Origin of the sequence: Terrabacter terrigena (genome assembly GCF_042676085.1) — a bacterium.
In the GTDB taxonomy this organism is placed as follows: domain Bacteria; phylum Actinomycetota; class Actinomycetes; order Actinomycetales; family Dermatophilaceae; genus Terrabacter; species Terrabacter terrigena.
Genome location: NZ_JBHTKH010000001.1, coordinates 80,685 through 96,970, shown reverse-complemented (window position 1 = coordinate 96,970; position 16,286 = coordinate 80,685). Strand labels below are relative to the sequence as shown.

The 16,286-nt window shown below is 72.0% G+C and carries 19 protein-coding genes; 12 read left to right on the top strand and 7 right to left on the bottom strand.

The features are described 5' to 3' along the window. Positions 1–13 precede the first annotated feature (13 nt). A complete protein-coding gene (locus ACFQ2V_RS00445; RefSeq protein ID WP_386049943.1) occupies positions 14–421 on the top strand; it encodes a hypothetical protein in 408 nt (135 codons plus the stop codon). Positions 422–535: 114 nt separating this feature from the next. Here ACFQ2V_RS00445 and ACFQ2V_RS00440 read toward each other — a convergent pair whose 3' ends face one another. After that, complete coding sequence (locus ACFQ2V_RS00440) at positions 536–691, bottom strand: DUF6131 family protein (protein ID WP_386049942.1); 156 nt, start codon at positions 689–691, stop codon at positions 536–538. 251 nt (positions 692–942) lie between these two features. Here ACFQ2V_RS00440 and rpsO point away from each other — a divergent pair, with 251 nt between their 5' ends. Both rpsO and ACFQ2V_RS00430 read left to right on the top strand, forming a co-directional pair. Further along, positions 943–1,212 carry a 30S ribosomal protein S15 gene (rpsO, locus tag ACFQ2V_RS00435; RefSeq protein ID WP_045190522.1) on the top strand — a complete coding sequence of 90 codons (270 nt, stop codon included), beginning with the start codon at positions 943–945 and terminating at the stop codon, positions 1,210–1,212. 177 nt (positions 1,213–1,389) lie between these two features. Further along, positions 1,390–3,645 carry a polyribonucleotide nucleotidyltransferase gene (locus ACFQ2V_RS00430; RefSeq protein ID WP_386049941.1) on the top strand — a complete coding sequence of 752 codons (2,256 nt, stop codon included), beginning with the start codon at positions 1,390–1,392 and terminating at the stop codon, positions 3,643–3,645. Positions 3,646–4,060: 415 nt separating this feature from the next. Here the strand turns inward: ACFQ2V_RS00430 and ACFQ2V_RS00425 are convergent, their stop codons facing one another. After that, positions 4,061–5,341: a YncE family protein gene (locus tag ACFQ2V_RS00425; protein ID WP_386049940.1), complete on the bottom strand. Its 1,281-nt coding sequence runs from the start codon at positions 5,339–5,341 to the stop codon at positions 4,061–4,063. After that, positions 5,338–6,330: a polysaccharide deacetylase family protein gene (locus ACFQ2V_RS00420; RefSeq protein WP_386049939.1), complete on the bottom strand. Its 993-nt coding sequence runs from the start codon at positions 6,328–6,330 to the stop codon at positions 5,338–5,340. Before ACFQ2V_RS00420 ends, ACFQ2V_RS00425 begins: the two co-directional genes overlap by 4 nt. A 138-nt stretch (positions 6,331–6,468) precedes the next feature. On the opposite strand from ACFQ2V_RS00420, the gene dapB reads away from it, so the two are divergent. Then, complete coding sequence (gene dapB, locus ACFQ2V_RS00415; RefSeq protein WP_386051013.1) at positions 6,469–7,272, top strand: 4-hydroxy-tetrahydrodipicolinate reductase; 804 nt, start codon at positions 6,469–6,471, stop codon at positions 7,270–7,272. 11 nt (positions 7,273–7,283) lie between these two features. Continuing rightward, on the top strand, positions 7,284–8,147 hold the full coding sequence (trhO, locus tag ACFQ2V_RS00410; RefSeq protein ID WP_386049938.1) for an oxygen-dependent tRNA uridine(34) hydroxylase TrhO: 864 nt from the start codon (positions 7,284–7,286) through the stop codon (positions 8,145–8,147). Between the two features lie 44 nt (positions 8,148–8,191). Here the strand turns inward: trhO and ACFQ2V_RS00405 are convergent, their stop codons facing one another. Genes ACFQ2V_RS00405 through ACFQ2V_RS00390 form a run of 4 tightly spaced genes read right to left on the bottom strand, consistent with a single transcriptional unit; the run spans position 8,192 to position 10,268 of the window. Continuing rightward, positions 8,192–8,566 carry an MmcQ/YjbR family DNA-binding protein gene (locus ACFQ2V_RS00405; protein ID WP_386049937.1) on the bottom strand — a complete coding sequence of 125 codons (375 nt, stop codon included), beginning with the start codon at positions 8,564–8,566 and terminating at the stop codon, positions 8,192–8,194. Between the two features lie 3 nt (positions 8,567–8,569). Continuing rightward, positions 8,570–8,884 (bottom strand): AzlD domain-containing protein, encoded by a 315-nt coding sequence (locus tag ACFQ2V_RS00400; protein WP_386049936.1) that lies wholly within the window; start codon positions 8,882–8,884, stop codon positions 8,570–8,572. Then, entirely contained in the window at positions 8,881–9,633 is a 753-nt protein-coding gene (locus ACFQ2V_RS00395) for an AzlC family ABC transporter permease (protein WP_386049935.1), read from the bottom strand. Before ACFQ2V_RS00395 ends, ACFQ2V_RS00400 begins: the two co-directional genes overlap by 4 nt. Further along, on the bottom strand, positions 9,630–10,268 hold the full coding sequence (locus ACFQ2V_RS00390; RefSeq protein WP_386049934.1) for a GNAT family N-acetyltransferase: 639 nt from the start codon (positions 10,266–10,268) through the stop codon (positions 9,630–9,632). Before ACFQ2V_RS00390 ends, ACFQ2V_RS00395 begins: the two co-directional genes overlap by 4 nt. 62 nt (positions 10,269–10,330) lie before the next feature. Here ACFQ2V_RS00390 and paaA point away from each other — a divergent pair, with 62 nt between their 5' ends. The 7 genes from paaA to ACFQ2V_RS00355 all read left to right on the top strand — a co-directional run bounded on the left by paaA (position 10,331) and on the right by ACFQ2V_RS00355 (position 16,286). Continuing rightward, positions 10,331–11,398, top strand: a complete 1,068-nt coding sequence (gene paaA / locus ACFQ2V_RS00385; protein WP_386049933.1) for a 1,2-phenylacetyl-CoA epoxidase subunit PaaA — start codon at positions 10,331–10,333, stop codon at positions 11,396–11,398. Next, the gene (gene paaB / locus ACFQ2V_RS00380; RefSeq protein ID WP_386049932.1) at positions 11,395–11,703 is read left to right on the top strand and encodes a 1,2-phenylacetyl-CoA epoxidase subunit PaaB; all 309 of its coding nucleotides are present in this window, start codon (positions 11,395–11,397) and stop codon (positions 11,701–11,703) included. Before paaA ends, paaB begins: the two co-directional genes overlap by 4 nt. Then, positions 11,700–12,575: a 1,2-phenylacetyl-CoA epoxidase subunit PaaC gene (paaC, locus tag ACFQ2V_RS00375; protein ID WP_386049931.1), complete on the top strand. Its 876-nt coding sequence runs from the start codon at positions 11,700–11,702 to the stop codon at positions 12,573–12,575. Before paaB ends, paaC begins: the two co-directional genes overlap by 4 nt. 11 nt (positions 12,576–12,586) lie before the next feature. After that, on the top strand, positions 12,587–13,081 hold the full coding sequence (gene paaD, locus ACFQ2V_RS00370; RefSeq protein ID WP_386051011.1) for a 1,2-phenylacetyl-CoA epoxidase subunit PaaD: 495 nt from the start codon (positions 12,587–12,589) through the stop codon (positions 13,079–13,081). Further along, the gene (gene paaE / locus ACFQ2V_RS00365; RefSeq protein ID WP_386049930.1) at positions 13,081–14,232 is read left to right on the top strand and encodes a 1,2-phenylacetyl-CoA epoxidase subunit PaaE; all 1,152 of its coding nucleotides are present in this window, start codon (positions 13,081–13,083) and stop codon (positions 14,230–14,232) included. Before paaD ends, paaE begins: the two co-directional genes overlap by 1 nt. 41 nt (positions 14,233–14,273) lie before the next feature. Continuing rightward, on the top strand, positions 14,274–15,377 hold the full coding sequence (locus tag ACFQ2V_RS00360) for an NAD(P)-binding domain-containing protein (protein ID WP_386049929.1): 1,104 nt from the start codon (positions 14,274–14,276) through the stop codon (positions 15,375–15,377). A gap of 93 nt (positions 15,378–15,470) precedes the next feature. Further along, positions 15,471–16,286, top strand: a complete 816-nt coding sequence (locus ACFQ2V_RS00355) for a thymidylate synthase (protein ID WP_386049928.1) — start codon at positions 15,471–15,473, stop codon at positions 16,284–16,286.

Below are 16,286 nucleotides of genomic sequence, written 5' to 3'. Positions count from 1 at the left end.
CGCGTTCCCCTGGGTGCTCTCGCAGGACCCCGGGACCTACTCCTGGAGCGGTGCGCGCACCGTCGTGGCCGGCCTCGCCGCGGCGCGGCTCGCAGCGGGCTCCTACCTGTCCAGGGGCAACGTCGCGCTCGAGTACGTGCTGCTGCAGTTCGATCCCGGGGACCCGGCTCGCGCTGCGACGGCCGACCTGCTCGCGGACCTCGCCAGGCGCTGCGGCAGCGGACGGGCCGGCAGGCTCGGGGGCGTGCAGGGCCTCGTCGCCACCCAGAAGAGCATCTTCGGCTCGGGCAGCTCGGCGCGAGGGGTTCTCGTCGCCGAGGGCGACGACCTGTTGTGGTTGATGATCGACGGGGCCGCCTGGTCGGCGGAGTCCGAGCGACGCGTCGTACAGCAGGCGGTCAAGCGCCTGCGAACGGGGTGAACGACCCGCGAAACCCTGCCCGGCGGCATACGCCGGCATGCGCCGGGGGAGACGACAGGACGCCCCCGCGAGTCCCGCGGGGGCGTCCTGTTGCTTGCAGCTCGTGCGGCCCGATCAGTACCAGTGCTTCCGGCCACCGATGGCGCGACCCGTCGCGCCGAGCAGGAACAGGACGGCACCGACGACGATCAGGACGATGCCGATCGTGGTGAGGATGCTGACCTTGGCGAAGATGCCGATCAGCAGCAGGATGAGTCCGAGAATGATCATGGTGTCGCGTGACTCCTTCAAGTGTGGTCCCCGAGCACAATGTCACGTACCCGCCCGGCGCTCCCGAGCCACACCGGCTCCGTCACGAAATCGGTCACGAAACGGTCACGCAGGCACACGCGGCCCGATTAGGGGGGTGTGATCGGCGCTGTTACCCTTGGAGACGCCGTAGTCCGGCCGCGGATCGATAGCGCCCAGGTGGACATGCCCTGGAGCACCGCGCAACGAGATGAGAAGGAGTCGGTTCATCCATGCCTTTGGACGCTGACGTCAAGAAGAAGATCATGACCGAGTACGCCACGGTCGAGGGCGACACCGGCTCTCCCGAGGTGCAGATCGCGATGCTCACGCAGCGCATCAAGGACCTCACCGAGCACGCTCGGGCCCACAAGCACGACCACCACAGCCGTCGTGGTCTCCTCCTGCTCGTCGGCCGCCGCAAGCGCATGCTGCGCTACCTCGAGGCGACCGACATCGAGCGCTACCGTTCGCTGATCAAGCGACTCGGCCTGCGTCGATGAGTTCGTGACGAAAGGCGGTCACCGCGTTATCGCGGAGACCGCCTTTCGTCGTAGGTGCGGGTCGGCGACCGCCGACCCCGCCCCTGGGCCACCCGGCCCGAAGAAGGAACAGCACGCAAACCGGGCACACAACGACGATGTGCACGGGCACTTGAGAAAAAGAAAGCGAGGGCCCACATGGAGGGTCCAGACATCACCTTCGCCGAGGCCGTCATCGACAACGGCAGCTTCGGCACCCGCACGGTCCGGTTCGAGACCGGCCGCCTCGCCAAGCAGGCCGGCGGCGCCGTCACGGCCTACCTCGACGACGACACGATGCTCCTGTCGACGACATCCGCCGGCAAGCAGCCGAAGGACCAGTTCGACTTCTTCCCGCTGACGGTCGACGTCGAAGAGCGCATGTACGCCATCGGCAAGATCCCCGGAAGCTTCTTCCGCCGCGAGGGCCGTCCCTCGACCGAGGCGATCCTCACCTGCCGCCTCATCGACCGGCCCCTGCGCCCGACCTTCAAGAAGGGTCTGCGCAACGAGGTCCAGGTCATCATCTCGGTGTTCTCGCTGAACCCCGACCACCAGTACGACGTGCTCGCCATCAACGCCGCGAGCGCCTCGACGCAGATCTCCGGCCTCCCGTTCTCGGGCCCCATCGGTGGCGTGCGCGTCTCGCTCATCGACGGCCAGTGGGTCGCCTTCCCGAACTTCTCCGACATCGAGCGCTCCGTCTTCGACATGGTCGTCGCCGGTCGCGTCGTCTCCGGTCCCAACGGTGACGACGTCGCGATCATGATGGTCGAGGCCGAGTCGACCGAGTCGACGTGGGACCTCGTGAAGAACGAGGGCAAGCAGGCTCCGACCGAGGAGGTCGTGGCCGAGGGCCTCGAGGCCTCCAAGAAGTTCATCAAGCAACTCTGCGACGCCCAGGCCCAGCTCGCTGCCGAGGCCGCCAAGCCGGTCCAGGACTTCCCGGTCTTCCTCGACTACGAGGACGACGTGTACGCCGCCGTCGAGTCCGCCGTCGAGGCCGACACCACGGCCGCGCTGACGATCGCCGGCAAGCAGGAGCGCGAAGAGCGCCTCGACGAGATCAAGGAGGCCGTCAAGGCCCAGCTCGCCGAGCAGTTCGAGGGGCGTGAGAAGGAGGTCTCGGCCGCCTTCCGCTCCGTGCAGAAGAAGCTCATCCGCCAGCGCATCCTGCGCGACAAGGTGCGCATCGACGGCCGTGGCCTCGCCGACATCCGCGCCCTGGGCGCCGAGGTCGAGGTCCTGCCGCGCGTTCACGGCTCGGCGATCTTCGAGCGCGGCGAGACCCAGATCATGGGTGTCACGACGCTCAACATGCTCAAGATGGAGCAGCAGCTCGACACGCTGAGTCCCGTCACGCGCAAGCGCTACATGCACAACTACAACTTCCCGCCCTACAGCACCGGTGAGACCGGCCGCGTCGGTTCGCCGAAGCGCCGCGAGATCGGTCACGGCGCCCTGGCCGAGCGTGCGCTCATGCCGGTGCTGCCGACGCGCGAGGAGTTCCCGTACGCCATCCGTCAGGTGTCCGAGGCGCTCAGCTCCAACGGCTCGACGTCCATGGGCTCGGTCTGTGCCTCGACCCTGTCGCTGCTCAACGCCGGCGTGCCGCTGCGCGCCCCGGTCGCCGGTATCGCGATGGGCCTCGTGTCCGACACCGTCGACGGTGAGACGCAGTACGCCGCGCTCACCGACATCCTCGGTGCCGAGGACGCCTTCGGCGACATGGACTTCAAGGTCGCAGGCACCAAGGAGTTCGTCACCGCCATCCAGCTCGACACCAAGCTCGACGGCATCCCCGCGTCGGTCCTCGGCGGCGCGCTGACCCAGGCCCGCGACGCGCGTCTGCACATCCTCGACGTCATGGCCGAGGCCATCGACGTGCCCGACGAGATGAGCCCGTTCGCCCCGCGCATCATCACGGTGAAGGTCCCCGTCGACAAGATCGGTGAGGTCATCGGCCCGAAGGGCAAGATGATCAACCAGATCCAGGACGACACCGGCGCCGACATCTCGATCGAGGACGACGGCACCGTGTTCATCGGTGCGGTCGACGGTCCCTCGGCCGAGGCGGCTCGTGCGGCGATCAACGCCATCGCGAACCCGCAGATGCCCGAGGTCGGCGAGCGCTTCCTCGGCACCGTCGTCAAGACGACGACGTTCGGCGCGTTCGTCTCGCTGCTGCCCGGCAAGGACGGCCTGCTGCACATCTCCGAGGTGCGCAAGCTCGTCGGCGGCAAGCGGATCGACAACGTCGACGACGTCGTCAAGATCGGTCAGAAGATCCAGGTCGAGCTCAAGGAGATCGACCCGCGCGGCAAGCTCAGCCTCGCCGCGGTCCTCCCCGAGGGTGAGGGCGACAAGGCCGACGCCGCCGAGGCCGCTCCGGCCGAGGCGCCTGCCGAGGTCTGATCGACCCGTCCCGGATCGCACGAACGGCCCGTCACCCTTGCGGTGGCGGGCCGTTCGCGTCGTCGGGGGGTGCGGCCACAACGTCGGGCGAAGCTCGGGTCCTGCTCCCACCAGAGCCCGGACGCGTGGGCCGGACCCGAGGCGTCAGCCGGTCCCGACCGGGGCAGAAGGTGACCGGCGAGCGGCGGCAGCCCGAAGAGCAGGCCGGTCACGACCAGCAGAGGGCAGCGCGCCAGGCTGACGGACGCTGCCCGGCGCGGGCCGCCCGGCATACGAGGAGGGCGTAGGGCAGGGCTGCGAGCACGACGAGTGCGAGCCCTCTGGGTTGGCCGTCCACGCCGTCAGCAGGTCGCCCGGGACGACAGGGGTCACCGCTGCTCCACCGCGCTCGCCCCGCCAGGCGTGCCCTGCGGCGTCATCTCATGTTCCCCGTGTGCCCGAGGGAGAACCGGCCCGGCTGCGGCCACACGAGCAGCCCGTGCGGGCCGGCGCCGACGCGGATCCGGTGCAGGAGCCGGCCCGTGCCGGTGTCGATGACGTAGACCTCGGAGCTGTAGCGGCCGCTCAGCCACAGCTGGCTCCCGTCGGCGCTGACGCCGCCCATGTCGGGGGTGGCGTGGCCGGGCAGCGTCCACGTCGTCGCCGGGCGGTCGGTCGACGCGTCGAAGACGGTGATCGTGCCCGCATCGCGGTTGGAGACGTAGACCTTCGAGGCGTCGCGCGCAGGATAGATGCCGTGCGCGCCGAGCCCGGTGTGGACGAAGTGGTCGAGACGGAAGGTGTGCGCGTCGACGAACCACACGCCGTTGCGGAGCATGTCGGCGACCATGAACCACCGGCCGTCCGGGGTGAGGCGTACGTCCTGCGGCATGGCAGTCGCAGCCTTCTGCAGGCCCATCCGCGGGCCCGCCATGCTGCCGGGGCCCGTGGCCGGCGTGGCTCCAGGAGTCCGCACGCCGTTGAGGTCGATGACCTTCTCGACGCGGGTCGCCGCGGCGTCGACGACGAGCAGGCCGCCGCTGAACTCGCAGCTCGCGACGAAGGTGTGCAGGTCCGCGGTGAAGTCGGCGTGGTTGACGCCGGCACACGCCGGGACGGACAGCGAGCGGACGAGCGCCATCGTGTGCGCGTCGCGCACGTCGATGGCGCGAGATCGCGAGGCCATGACGAGGGCGTAGCGGCCGTCGGGGGTGAAGTAGAGGTTGTAGGGGTCGCGCACCGCGACGGGTCGGCCGACTGCGCCGGTCCGGGGGTCGATCGGCGTCAGGGCGTTGCCCTTGTCGGAGTTCACCCACAGGCGGCCGAGGTCCCACGACGGCACGACGTGCTCGGGTGAGACCGGCACGTGGCGGCTCGACACCACCCGATAGGTGCTCGGGTCGATGGTCTGGAGCAACCCGGCCATCTGGTCGGGCACATAGACGAGCGGGCGGGCGGTGCGGGCCTTCGCGGACAAGTCACCGGCACCGGTCCGTGCGTACGGCGGGATGACCTTCCTGCCGGCCTCCGACGTGGCGCCGGCAGCGGCGGCCCGGGTGGGGGACGGCTCCGTCGCTGCTGCTGTCGGCGTGGAGGGCACCGCTGCGCCGGCCGGGTCGAGACCGGGGGAGGACCACGGGCCCGAGCAGGCCGACACCAGCAGGACCACGCCCAGGGTCGCGGCGCACGGCAGGGCGGTGAGGCTCCGGCGCGTCATGCGAGCAGCTCGGAGAGGGTGACGGCGCGCAGGCCGCGCGAGGCGAGGCCGCTCAGGACCGAGGGGAGGGCGGCCACGGTCCCGGCGTGGCCGAGGTGGAGTGACACGATGCTCCCCGGAGCGACTCCGGCCAGCGTACGGGCCGTGACGGCTGCGGGGCCGGGGTCGGCGTAGTCGCGCGGGTCGACGGAGTACGACACGCATCGGTGGTAGCCGGCCGAGCGTGCCGCCGCACGGATCGTGGCCGTCGAGCTCGGCGTGCCGGAGGGGCGGAACAGCAGGGGCGAGGACCCGGGCACGCGGGCCACGGCCTCCGCGCCACGCGTCACCTCGGCGCGCGCATCCACCGGGTCCAGGCGCGGCATCGTGCGGTGGGACCACGTGTGGTTGCCGAGGTCGTGACCGCCGTCGACAAGGGCCTTCCCGAGGTCGAGGTGGGCGGTGAGCCAGGTGCCGACGGCGAAGACGGTGACACGAGCGTCGTGGAGGGCGAGCAGGTCGAGGGCCCGGTGGGTGAGGCTCGGGTCGCCGGCACCGTGGAAGGTCAGCGCCACCAGGGCCCGGTTCGTGGGGCCGTGGACGATGTCGGGGCCGTCCGTGCGCAGCACGACCGGGGTGACGCGCCCGCTGGTTGTGGCGGCCCCTCCCGCGGTCGTGGCGTTCGTCGTGGTGGGGCCGCGCGGGGCCGGACTCGTCGTGGTGCGGTCCGCCGTGACGGACGCCGACGCACTGCGGGACTGCGGTGACGCCGAGGGACCGCCCGGGGCGGAGCAGGCGGCCGCGCCGAGCGCGACCGAGCCGGTGACCGCGGTGAGGAAGAGGCGCCGGTCGACGCGCGCACCGCCTTCAGCGTGCGTGGCGCGAGCGGCGGCTGTCTCGGCGGCTGTCTCTTCGGTGGTGGCGGCGGGAAGGACGCGCGGGTCCCCCGGGGTGCGGGCGTCGGCGCGGTCGGCGGTGGGGCTGGAGCCGCCCCCGGCATCCGTGGTCACGCACGGATGCTCGCGCCCGGCGCTGGGTTTTCACTGAAAGGCGGCTGACGGGCGGCCGTTGCCGGTAGGGCGCACCGCCGGCGCGAGACCCACCCGCTCCGTGCCCGTCGTCGGCACTACCCTCGTGCCGTGCGGACGATGAACGAGCAGGTGACCGAGCCCGATGACGACAGCGGCACGAGACGTGAGATCCGCGTCGCCGTCATCGGCGCGAGGGGCCGGATGGGGTCGGAGGCGGTGCGTGCCATCGAGGCGGCCGAGGGGCTCAGCCTCGTCGGCGCCTACGGTTCCGGTGACGACCTCGGGGACCTCGGTGGCGCCGACGTCGCCGTGGAGCTCACGGTCCCCGACGCGTCCCCGGCGAACGTGGCCCACTGCGTCGAGCGTGGCATCCACGTCGTCGTCGGCACGACGGGCTGGGACGACGAGCGGCTCGACGCCCTGCGGCGCCAGCTCGCCGACGCACCCCCGGCGGGCGCCGGGCCGGGGGTCGGCGTGCTCATCGCACCCAACTTCGCGATCGGCGCACTCCTGCTGATGTCCTTCGCCGCCAAGGCCGCTCCCTTCTTCGAGTCGGTCGAGGTCATCGAGCTGCACCACCCGGCAAAGGTGGACGCGCCGTCCGGCACCGCGGCTCGCACGGCAGCGATGATCGGTCGGGCGCGGTCCGAGGCGGGCTGCGCCGACGTGCCCGACGCAACCACCCACGACCCCGACGGTGCCCGCGGGGCCAAGATCGACGGCATACCCGTGCACGCCGTGCGCCTGCGTGGGCTCACCGCCCACCAGGAGGTGCTGCTCGGCAACGCCGGCGAGATGCTCACCCTTCGCCACGACTCGTTCGACCGCGGCAGCTTCATGCCCGGGGTCGTCGCGGCGGTTCGCGCGGTCGGTGACCACCCCGGCCTCACGGTCGGGCTCGAGCACTACATCGGCCTCTGACGGTCGCCCGAGTGGCCATCCCGAAGGTCGTCCTCTTCTACGCGTTCCGGCCGGTCCCCGACCCCGACGCGCTGCGCCTGTGGCAGCGCGATCTCTGCGAGGGCCTCGGCCTGCGCGGACGGATCCTGCTGTCACGCCACGGCATCAACGCCACCGTCGGCGGCGACGTGACGGTGCTCAAGACGTATGTCCGCAAGACAAGGGAGTACGCACCGTTCCACGACGTCGACGTCAGGTGGAGCGACGGGACCGGGCTCGACGCGGAGGGCCGGAGCCTCGACTTCCCGCGGCTCGTCGTCAGGACACGTGACGAGATCGTGTCGTTCGGCGTGCCCGACGAGGTCGTCGTCGACGAGCACGGGGTCGTCGGCGGGGGCACGCGCCTCACCCCCGACCAGCTCGACGCGCTCGTCGCCGAGCGCGGTGACGAGGTGGTGCTGCTGGACGGCCGCAACGCCGTCGAGGCCGAGGTGGGGCGCTTCCGTGGCGCGGTGGTGCCCGACGTCCGTCACACCGCCGACTTCGTGCGCGAGCTCGACTCGGGGCGGTGGGACGACCTCAAGGGACGGCCCGTCGTCACGTACTGCACGGGCGGGATCCGCTGCGAGGTGCTCACGAGCCTGATGCGCTCGCGCGGCTTCGACGAGGTCTACCAGCTCGACGGTGGCATCGTGCGCTACGGCGAGCAGCGCGGCGACCGCGGGCTGTGGGAGGGCCACCTCTACGTCTTCGACGAGCGCATGACGGTGCCGTTCACCGAGGAGGCGGTCGACATCGCCGCGTGCTCCGTCTGCGGCGAGCCGACGAGCCGCGTCGCCAACCGTGAGGACCTTCCCGGTCGGCCCCTCCGCCCGGTCTGCGCCGCCCACGCCTGAGCACGCGTCGCGGCCCCCTTTTCGCGAGCCCGGGGACCGGCGACTCAGCCGCCCCGGCCGTCGAGCAGGGCGCGCACCTCGTCGGGGGCGCGCATGTGCCAGGCGTCGGTGACCAGCTCCTCGAGCCGGCGCACGCCGACCCGGTCGAGCCGCAGCATGACGAGCGGCGAGCCGTCGTAGGCCGGTGTCGTGAAGAAGAGGTCCGGCTCGCCGAGGACGAGGGCCTGCTTCTCCGCCTCGTCGCCGACGTAGAGCACGGCGATGTCGGTGCGGATCACCCGGCGCTGCCCGGGTCGGCGCTCCGGATAGGACCAGACGAAGCCGTGCCCGCCGACCCGGAAGTCGAAACCGTCGCTCGGGACCTCCTGGACCTCCGGCAGCGCCAGGGCCAGTCGACGGACGTCGTCGGCGTCGGCCACCGGTCAGCCCCAGCCGAGGTGGCGCAGCAGAGCCGCCGTGCCCGCGCCCAGCACGACCACGACGATGAACGGCGCCCGCAGCAGCAGGGCCACGACCGCGACCCCTACGGCGGCCAGACGCGCGTCGACCGTCAGCGACCCGTCCTTCTGCGTCAGCGCCTGCGTGGCGATGAGCGCCGCGAGCAGCGCGATCGGCAGCGCCGCGGTGACCCGACGGACCCTGGGGTCGTCGAGGACGCTCGCCGGCACCAGGTAGCCGGCGAGCTTGAGCCCGAAGGCGATCGCCGCGGCCACGATGACCGCCACCCACATGGTCATGCGCCTCCGCCCTGCTGCGAGACGCGCACCTCCGCCGCCTGCGGGTCGTCCGCCGGCGCCCGGTCACCGCCTCGAGGGGCACGCCAGGCGAGGAGCGCCGCGAGCGCCGCGGCCAGCACGGGGACGCCGGCCGGCAGGCTCGGCGAGAGGGCGACGGAGACGACCGCGGCGAGCGCGGCCACGCCCACCGCGTCGCGGCTGCGCAGCCGCGGCCAGAGCAGGGCCGTGAAAGCTGCGCACGCCGCGGCGTCGAGTCCGTAGGTGCGTGGGTCGCCGAGCTTGTTGCCGAGGAGCGCGCCGCCCAGGGTCGTGAGGTTCCAGAGGACGAACACCGACGTGCCCGTCAGCCAGAACCCGAGTCGCGAGGCGCGCACGTGCTCCTGCGAGACCGCCACCGCCGTCGACTCGTCGATGGTCAGGTGGGCCGCCCCGAGACGCCGCAGGCCTCGCACCCCGAGCAGCTGGGTGAGCTCGAGAGCGTAGAGGCCGTTGCGCACCCCGAGCAGGGACGACGCCGCGATGGCGGCGGGGGCCGCCTGCAGGCCACCCGCGACGATGCCGATGAAGGCGAACTGCGAGCCACCGGTGAACATCAGCAGCGACAGCGCCGTCGCCTGCCAGACGTCGAGCCCGGCCGCGACGGCGAGGGCGCCGAAGCTGATGCCGTACGCCCCGGTCGCGACACCGACCGACAGGGCCTCTCGCACGACGACCCGCCGCTCGGCGCGAGGGAGGGCGGACGCGGTCATGCGGTCCCCGGGTCGGCCAGGACGGCCGACAGGCGGATCTCGGCGGCCGTGCGCCCGTCGTCCGAGACGACCCGTTCGCGCCGGGCTCCGTCGACGGCCATCCCGGCGGCCGTGAGGAAGGCGCGCGTGGTGTCGTCGGCCCCCAGCACCCAGGCGGCCAGCTCGTCGCGACCGCGGGCCCGGGCCGTGTCGACGACGGCGTGCAGCAGGCGTGAGCCGTGCCCCTGCCGACGGGCCTCGGGGTGCACGCCGAGGACGAGCAGTTCGGCCGTGCCGGGACCGGCGTCCGCGTCGTCGGAGGCGCCGACCGCGGCGAAACCGACGACCTGCTCGCCGGCGCACGCGACGAGCAGGACCCCGTCGCGGGACTGCTCGCCCTCGAGCGTCGCCCGCCAGGCGTTGGCGAAGGGACGCGGCTCGAACGCGGCGACGACCTCGGGGGCGAGCACGCCGGCATACGCCTCACGGAACACGACGGCCTGCACGAGGCCCACGGCGGGCGCGTCGGAGGGGCGGGCCACGCGGACGCTGGCGTCCGCGACGGGACCCTGCACGTGGCCGTGGCCGTGCCCGTCGCCGTTGTCGTGGTCGTTGCCGTGCGTGTGCGGATGGGCGTGCCCGTGATCGTGTGCCACCCCGGCATCCTCTCAAGGACCCGGCTTTGGCAGCGCCCCGGCCCATCTCGCATACTGGACTCATGTATGGCAACGACGTCATCGACCCGAACGAACCGCTGAACGCGGCCGAGACCGACGCGTACGACGCGGCGGCGGCGCACGACGACCAGCGTGACGGTTCCGACGCGGTCGGTGACGACTTCGATGCCCTGATCGCCGCAGACCAGCGCATCGAGCCGCGCGACGCGATGCCGGAGAAGTACCGCGAGACGCTCATCCGGCAGATCGCACAGCACGCGCACTCCGAGATCATCGGCATGCAGCCCGAGGGCAACTGGATCACCCGCGCGCCCAGCCTGCGTCGCAAGGCGATCCTCATCGCGAAGGTGCAGGACGAAGCCGGCCACGGGCTGTACCTCTACAGCGCCGCCGAGACCCTCGGCATCGACCGGCAGGAGCTGCTCGAGCGCCTGCACGACGGCCGGCAGAAGTACTCCTCGATCTTCAACTACCCAACCCTGACGTGGGCCGACTGCGGCGCCATCGGCTGGCTCGTCGACGGCGCCGCGATCATGAACCAGGTGCCGCTCTGCCGCTGCTCCTACGGGCCGTACGCGCGCGCCATGATCCGCGTGTGCAAGGAGGAGAGCTTCCACCAGCGTCAGGGCTTCGAGATCCTCTGGAACCTCATGCGTGGCACCGAGGCGCAGCAGGCGATGGCCCAGGACGCCGCGAACCGCTGGTGGTGGCCGGCGCTGGCCATGTTCGGGCCGCCCGACACGGGTGAGGCCGCCAAGGGTGGCGGGCACACCGAGCAGTCGATGGCCTGGGGCATCAAGCGCTTCGCCAACGACGACCTGCGCCAGAAGTTCGTCGACATGATGGTGCCGCAGGCCGAGAAGCTCGGCATCGTGCTGCCCGACCCCGAGCTGCGCTGGAACGACGAGCGCGGCCACTACGACTTCGGCGAGATCGACTGGGACGAGTTCTGGCAGGTGCTGCGCGGCGACGGCCCGTGCAACGCCGAGCGCATCGCGCACCGCCGCCGCGCCCACGAGGAGGGCGCGTGGGTGCGCGAGGCCGCCAACGCGTACGCCGCCAAGCAGGCCACCCGTGAGAAGCAGAAGCAGAAGGAGAGTGCCGCGTGACCGAAGCACCCGAGAGGGCGTCCGAGAGGAGCTGGCCGCTCTGGGAGGTGTTCGTCCGTGGCAAGCGGGGACTCTCGCACGTCCACGTGGGCTCGCTCCACGCACCCGATGCGACGCTGGCGCTGCGCAACGCGCGCGACGTGTACACGCGTCGCCAGGAGGGCGTCTCCATCTGGGTCGTGCGCGCCGACGACGTCACGGCGAGCAGCCCCACCGAGAAGGACTCCTTCTTCGACCCGTCCGCCGACAAGATCTACCGGCACCCCACGTTCTACGACGTTCCAGAGGATGTCGAGTACCTGTGAGCACCCCACAAAGCCCTCCTCCTCGCTCCGACACTTCGGGGAGACCCCGCTCGAGCACCCCATCCGGCCCAACGGCCGAGAGGGGACCGCTGCCCGGGGCGGCCGAGAACTCGCCGGGCACCAAGCCCTACGCGACCTACCTGCTCGGGCTCGCCGACGACGCGATGGTGTACGCCCAGCGGCTGGGGGAGTGGATGACGAACGCCCCCCAGATCGAGGAGGACATGGCGCTCGGCAACATCGCCCTCGACCTCCTCGGCCAGGCGCGCGGCCTCTACCCCTACGTCGGCTCGATCGACGGCACCGGCCGCAGCGAGGACGACTTCGCCATGCACCGCGACGAGCGTGAGTGGCGCAACGTGCACCTCGTGGAGCAGGAGCGCGGCGACTTCGCCGACGAGATGGCACGGCTGCTGTGGTTCTCCGCCTACCAGGTCGAGCTGCACACGGCACTCGGTGCCTCGAGCGACGACGTCGTGGCCGGCGTGGCCGGCAAGGCGCTCAAGGAGGTGCGCTACCACCTCGACCACGCCGCGCTGTGGGTCGTGCGGCTCGGCGACGGCACCGAGGAGTCGCAGCGGCGCATGCAGGCTGCCCTCCAGCGCGTGCTGCCCTACCTCGCGGAGCTGTTCGACGACGACGCTGCCTCGGTGCAGGCGGCGGGGCTCGGCGCCGGGGTGCTGCCCTCGGGGCTGCACGACGCCGTCGTGGCGCGCGTCGCGGACGTCGTCGGCGAGGCGACGCTGACGCTTCCCGACGAGTCGCCCTGGCGCTCGCGCGGCGGTCGTGACGGCATCCACTCGCGGCCGATGGGCTACCTGCTCGCCGAGATGCAGCACATCGCGCGGTCGCACCCCGGCGCGACGTGGTGACGGCCGTGGCGGTGGAGTCCGGTGTCGCAGAGGCGATCTCGCGCATCCCTGACCCTGAGGTGCCGGTGATCAGCATCGCCGACCTCGGCATCCTGCGGTCGGTCGAGGTCGACGAGGCGTCACGCACCGTCGTGGTCACCGTCACGCCCACCTACAGCGGGTGCCCCGCGATGGAGGCCATCGCCGGGCGCATCTCCTTCGAGGCCTACAGCCACGGGTATGCCGCCCATGTCTGCACGCAGCTGTCGCCGGCCTGGACGACGGACTGGATGACCGACGAGGGCAAGGCCGCCCTCGCCCGCTTCGGCATCGCCCCGCCCGGGCGCGCCCCGACGGGGGAGTCGCGCGGCCCGGTGGCGCTGACCCTGTCCCGTCACGTCGTCGGCTGCCCGCGGTGCGGCTCGACCGACACCACCGAGATCGCCCACTTCGGCTCGACCGCGTGCAAGGCGCTGCGCCGTTGCAACGCCTGCCTCGAGCCCTTCGACGAGTTCAAGGCCATCTGATGACCGACGTCACCACCGAGTCCGCCGCCCCCTCGGGTGGACCGGCCGCCCCGGCAGCCGCCCGCCACCGTGCCCGGTTCCACCCCCTCACCGTCTCGGCGGTCGAGCGCCTCACCGAGGAGTCTGTCGCCGTCACCTTCGAGGTGCCCGACGACCTCGTCGACGAGTTCGCGTTCGAGCCCGGCCAGCACCTCACGCTGCGCGCCACGATCGCGGGCGAGGACGTGCGCCAGTCGTACTCCATCTGCCAGTCGCGCGGGGCCGACCCGACGGGCCACCGGCTGCGGGTCGCCGCCGCGCAGGTGCCCGAGGGGCGCATGTCCACGTGGCTCAACAGTGGCGTCTCACCCGGCGACGTCGTCGAGGTCATGACGCCGGCGGGCTCGTTCACCTGCCCGACCCGGCCCGACGGCATACGCCATCACGTCGCGATCGCGGCGGGCTCGGGCATCACGCCGGTGCTCTCGCTGCTGACGACCGCCCTCGAGGAGGAGCCCGGCTCCCGCGCGACGCTGCTCTTCGGCAACCGCCGCACGAGCTCGATCATGTTCCTCGAGGAGCTCGAGGACCTCAAGAACCGCTTCCCGGGCCGCTTCCACCTCATCAACGTGCTGTCGCGCGAGGCGCAGGACGTCGAGCTCTTCTCGGGTCGCCTCGACCCCGAGCGGCTGGCGGCCATCTTCGGGTCGCTGCTGCCGGTGCAGTCGGTCGACGAGTGGTACCTCTGCGGACCCTTCGGCCTGGTCACCGGCGCCGAGGGGCTCCTCAAGGACCGGGGCGTCGACGCGCGCCACATCCACCACGAGATCTTCCACGTCGACGACGGCAGGGAGCCCCGGCGCAAGGTCGTCGTCGACGACTCCGCCCCGCCCGAGGCGACCGTCACGGTCAACCTCGACGGCCGCACCACGGTCATCCCGATGCCGAGCCGTGACGAGACCGTCCTCGACGCCACCCTCCGGGCGCGCCCCGACGCCCCGTTCTCGTGCACCAACGGCGTCTGCGGCACGTGTCGCGCGCGCCTCGTCTCGGGCGAGGTGCGCATGGACCGCAACTACGCGCTCGAGCCCGAGGAGGTGGCGGCCGGCATCGTGCTCGCCTGCCAGAGCCACCCGGTCAGCGACGAGGTCTCGCTCGACTACGACGCCTGAGCCCCCGGGAAGACCCGATGCTCGTTGAGCGTTCAACGAGCATGCGTGCAGAGGTCGTCGACGCGGTCGTGATCGGCGCCGGCCAGGCCGGGCTGTCTGCCGCCCATCACCTCCAGCGGCTCGGCGTCGGGCCGTTCGTCGTGCTCGACGCCAACCGGGCGCCGGGGGGTGCGTGGCAGCACCGATGGGACAGCCTGACCATGCACGACGTGCACGGCGTGGCCGACCTCCCCGGTATGCCGCTGGGCGACGTGGACCAACGCGCGCGGGCCAACGTCGTGGTGCCGGCGTACTTCGAGGCCTACGAGCGGCGCTTCGGCCTCCCGGTGGTGCGACCGGCCCGGGTGCGCGGCGTGGTGCCGGTGGACGGCTCCGCCGAGGGGCTGCTCCGGGTGGAGACCACGGCCGGCGCGTGGCTGACGCGGGCGGTCGTCAACGCGACCGGCACGTGGGAGACCCCGTTCCGGCCGTACTACCCGGGCATCGAGACCTTCCGCGGGCGCCAGCTGCACACCGCCGACTACGCCGGGCCGGACGACCTCGCAGGGCCGCGGGTGGTCGTCGTCGGCGGCGGCGCCTCCGCCGTGCAGATCCTCGGCGAGCTCGCGCCGGTCGCTCGCACCACCTGGGTGACGCGGCGGCAGCCGGTCTGGCGGAGCGGGCCCTTCACCGAGGACGCCGGCCGCCGGGCCGTGGCGCTCGTCGAGGAGCGGGTGGCGCGCGGCCTCGCGCCGCAGAGCGTCGTCAGCGTCACCGGGTTGCTCCTGCGACCCCAGGAGGCCCGCGCAGCCGAGCTGGGGGCGTACGACCGTCGCCCGATGTTCGAGCGCATCGAGCCGGACGGCGTGCGGTGGGCGGACGGGTCGTTCGAGCCGGCGGACGCGATCATCTGGGCGACCGGGTTCCGCCCGACCGTCGGGCACCTCGCGCCACTGCGGCTCCGGAGCGAGCACGGCGGCATACGGCTTCGGGCCCCCTACGACACCCACACCTTCACCACGTCGACCGCCGACCCGCGCATCCACTTCGTCGGCTACGGCCCGTCAGCCTCGACCATCGGCGCCAACCGGGCCGGTCGCGCCGCGGCCCGCGCCGTCGTGGACCAGCTGGCCGCCCACCGTCGCGAAGAGGTCCGCACCGCCTGACCGGCGCGGGGTTCGATGTACCAGCGCGTCACCCACGACGCGCTGGTACATCGAACCGATGGGGAGTCGGTGCGGCGGGTTACGCTTCCGGACGTGCGGCAGTACCTCGACCTCCTCGACCACGTCCTGACCCACGGTCAGGAGAAGTCCGACCGGACCGGCACCGGCACGCTCAGCGTGTTCGGCCACCAGATGCGGTTCGACCTCGCCGACGGCTTCCCGGCCATGACGACCAAGAAGCTGCACCTGCGCTCGATCATCGGCGAGCTGCTGTGGTTCCTCCGCGGCGACACCAACGTGCGGTGGCTCCAGGAGCGCGGCATCAGCATCTGGGACGAGTGGGCCGACCCCGCGACCGGCGACCTCGGCCCGATCTACGGCTACCAGTGGCGGTCCTGGCCGACCCCCGACGGCCGGCGCGTCGACCAGATCGCCAAGGTCATCGAGCAGATCCGCACCAACCCCGACAGCCGGCGCCTCATCGTGTCGGCCTGGAACGTCGCCGACGTCGACGACATGGCGCTGCCGCCGTGCCACACGATGTTCCAGTTCTACGTCTCCCCGCCCGGCGCCGACGGACGCCGCCGCCTCTCGTGCCAGCTCTACCAGCGCAGCGCCGACATCTTCCTCGGTGTGCCGTTCAACATCGCCAGCTACGCGCTGCTCACGCAGATGATCGCGCAGCTCACCGACCTCGATCCGGGCGAGTTCGTGCACACCCTCGGCGACGCGCACCTCTACCTCAACCACCTCGAGCAGGCGCGCCTGCAGCTGGGCCGCACGCCGCACGCGCTCCCGACGATGCGCATCACGCCCGGCAAGACGAACATCGACGACTTCGACCTCGACGACTTCGAGCTGCTCGACTATGTCGCCGAGCCCGGCATCAAGGCACCCATCGCCGTGTGA

What these genes read in the sequence shown, in the direction of transcription:
- ACFQ2V_RS00400 (WP_386049936.1), bottom strand. Translation starts at nt 8,884, where the DNA reads ATGACCATGTGGGTGGCGGTCATCGTGGCCGCGGCGATCGCCTTCGGG.
- ACFQ2V_RS00440 (WP_386049942.1), bottom strand. Translation starts at nt 691, where the DNA reads ATGATCATTCTCGGACTCATCCTGCTGCTGATCGGCATCTTCGCCAAG.
- ACFQ2V_RS00360 (WP_386049929.1), top strand. Translation starts at nt 14,274, where the DNA reads ATGCGTGCAGAGGTCGTCGACGCGGTCGTGATCGGCGCCGGCCAGGCC.
- rpsO (WP_045190522.1), top strand. Translation starts at nt 943, where the DNA reads ATGCCTTTGGACGCTGACGTCAAGAAGAAGATCATGACCGAGTACGCC.
- paaE (WP_386049930.1), top strand. Translation starts at nt 13,081, where the DNA reads ATGACCGACGTCACCACCGAGTCCGCCGCCCCCTCGGGTGGACCGGCC.
- ACFQ2V_RS00425 (WP_386049940.1), bottom strand. Translation starts at nt 5,341, where the DNA reads ATGACGCGCCGGAGCCTCACCGCCCTGCCGTGCGCCGCGACCCTGGGC.
- paaA (WP_386049933.1), top strand. Translation starts at nt 10,331, where the DNA reads ATGTATGGCAACGACGTCATCGACCCGAACGAACCGCTGAACGCGGCC.
- ACFQ2V_RS00395 (WP_386049935.1), bottom strand. Translation starts at nt 9,633, where the DNA reads ATGACCGCGTCCGCCCTCCCTCGCGCCGAGCGGCGGGTCGTCGTGCGA.
- dapB (WP_386051013.1), top strand. Translation starts at nt 6,469, where the DNA reads ATGAACGAGCAGGTGACCGAGCCCGATGACGACAGCGGCACGAGACGT.
- ACFQ2V_RS00430 (WP_386049941.1), top strand. Translation starts at nt 1,390, where the DNA reads ATGGAGGGTCCAGACATCACCTTCGCCGAGGCCGTCATCGACAACGGC.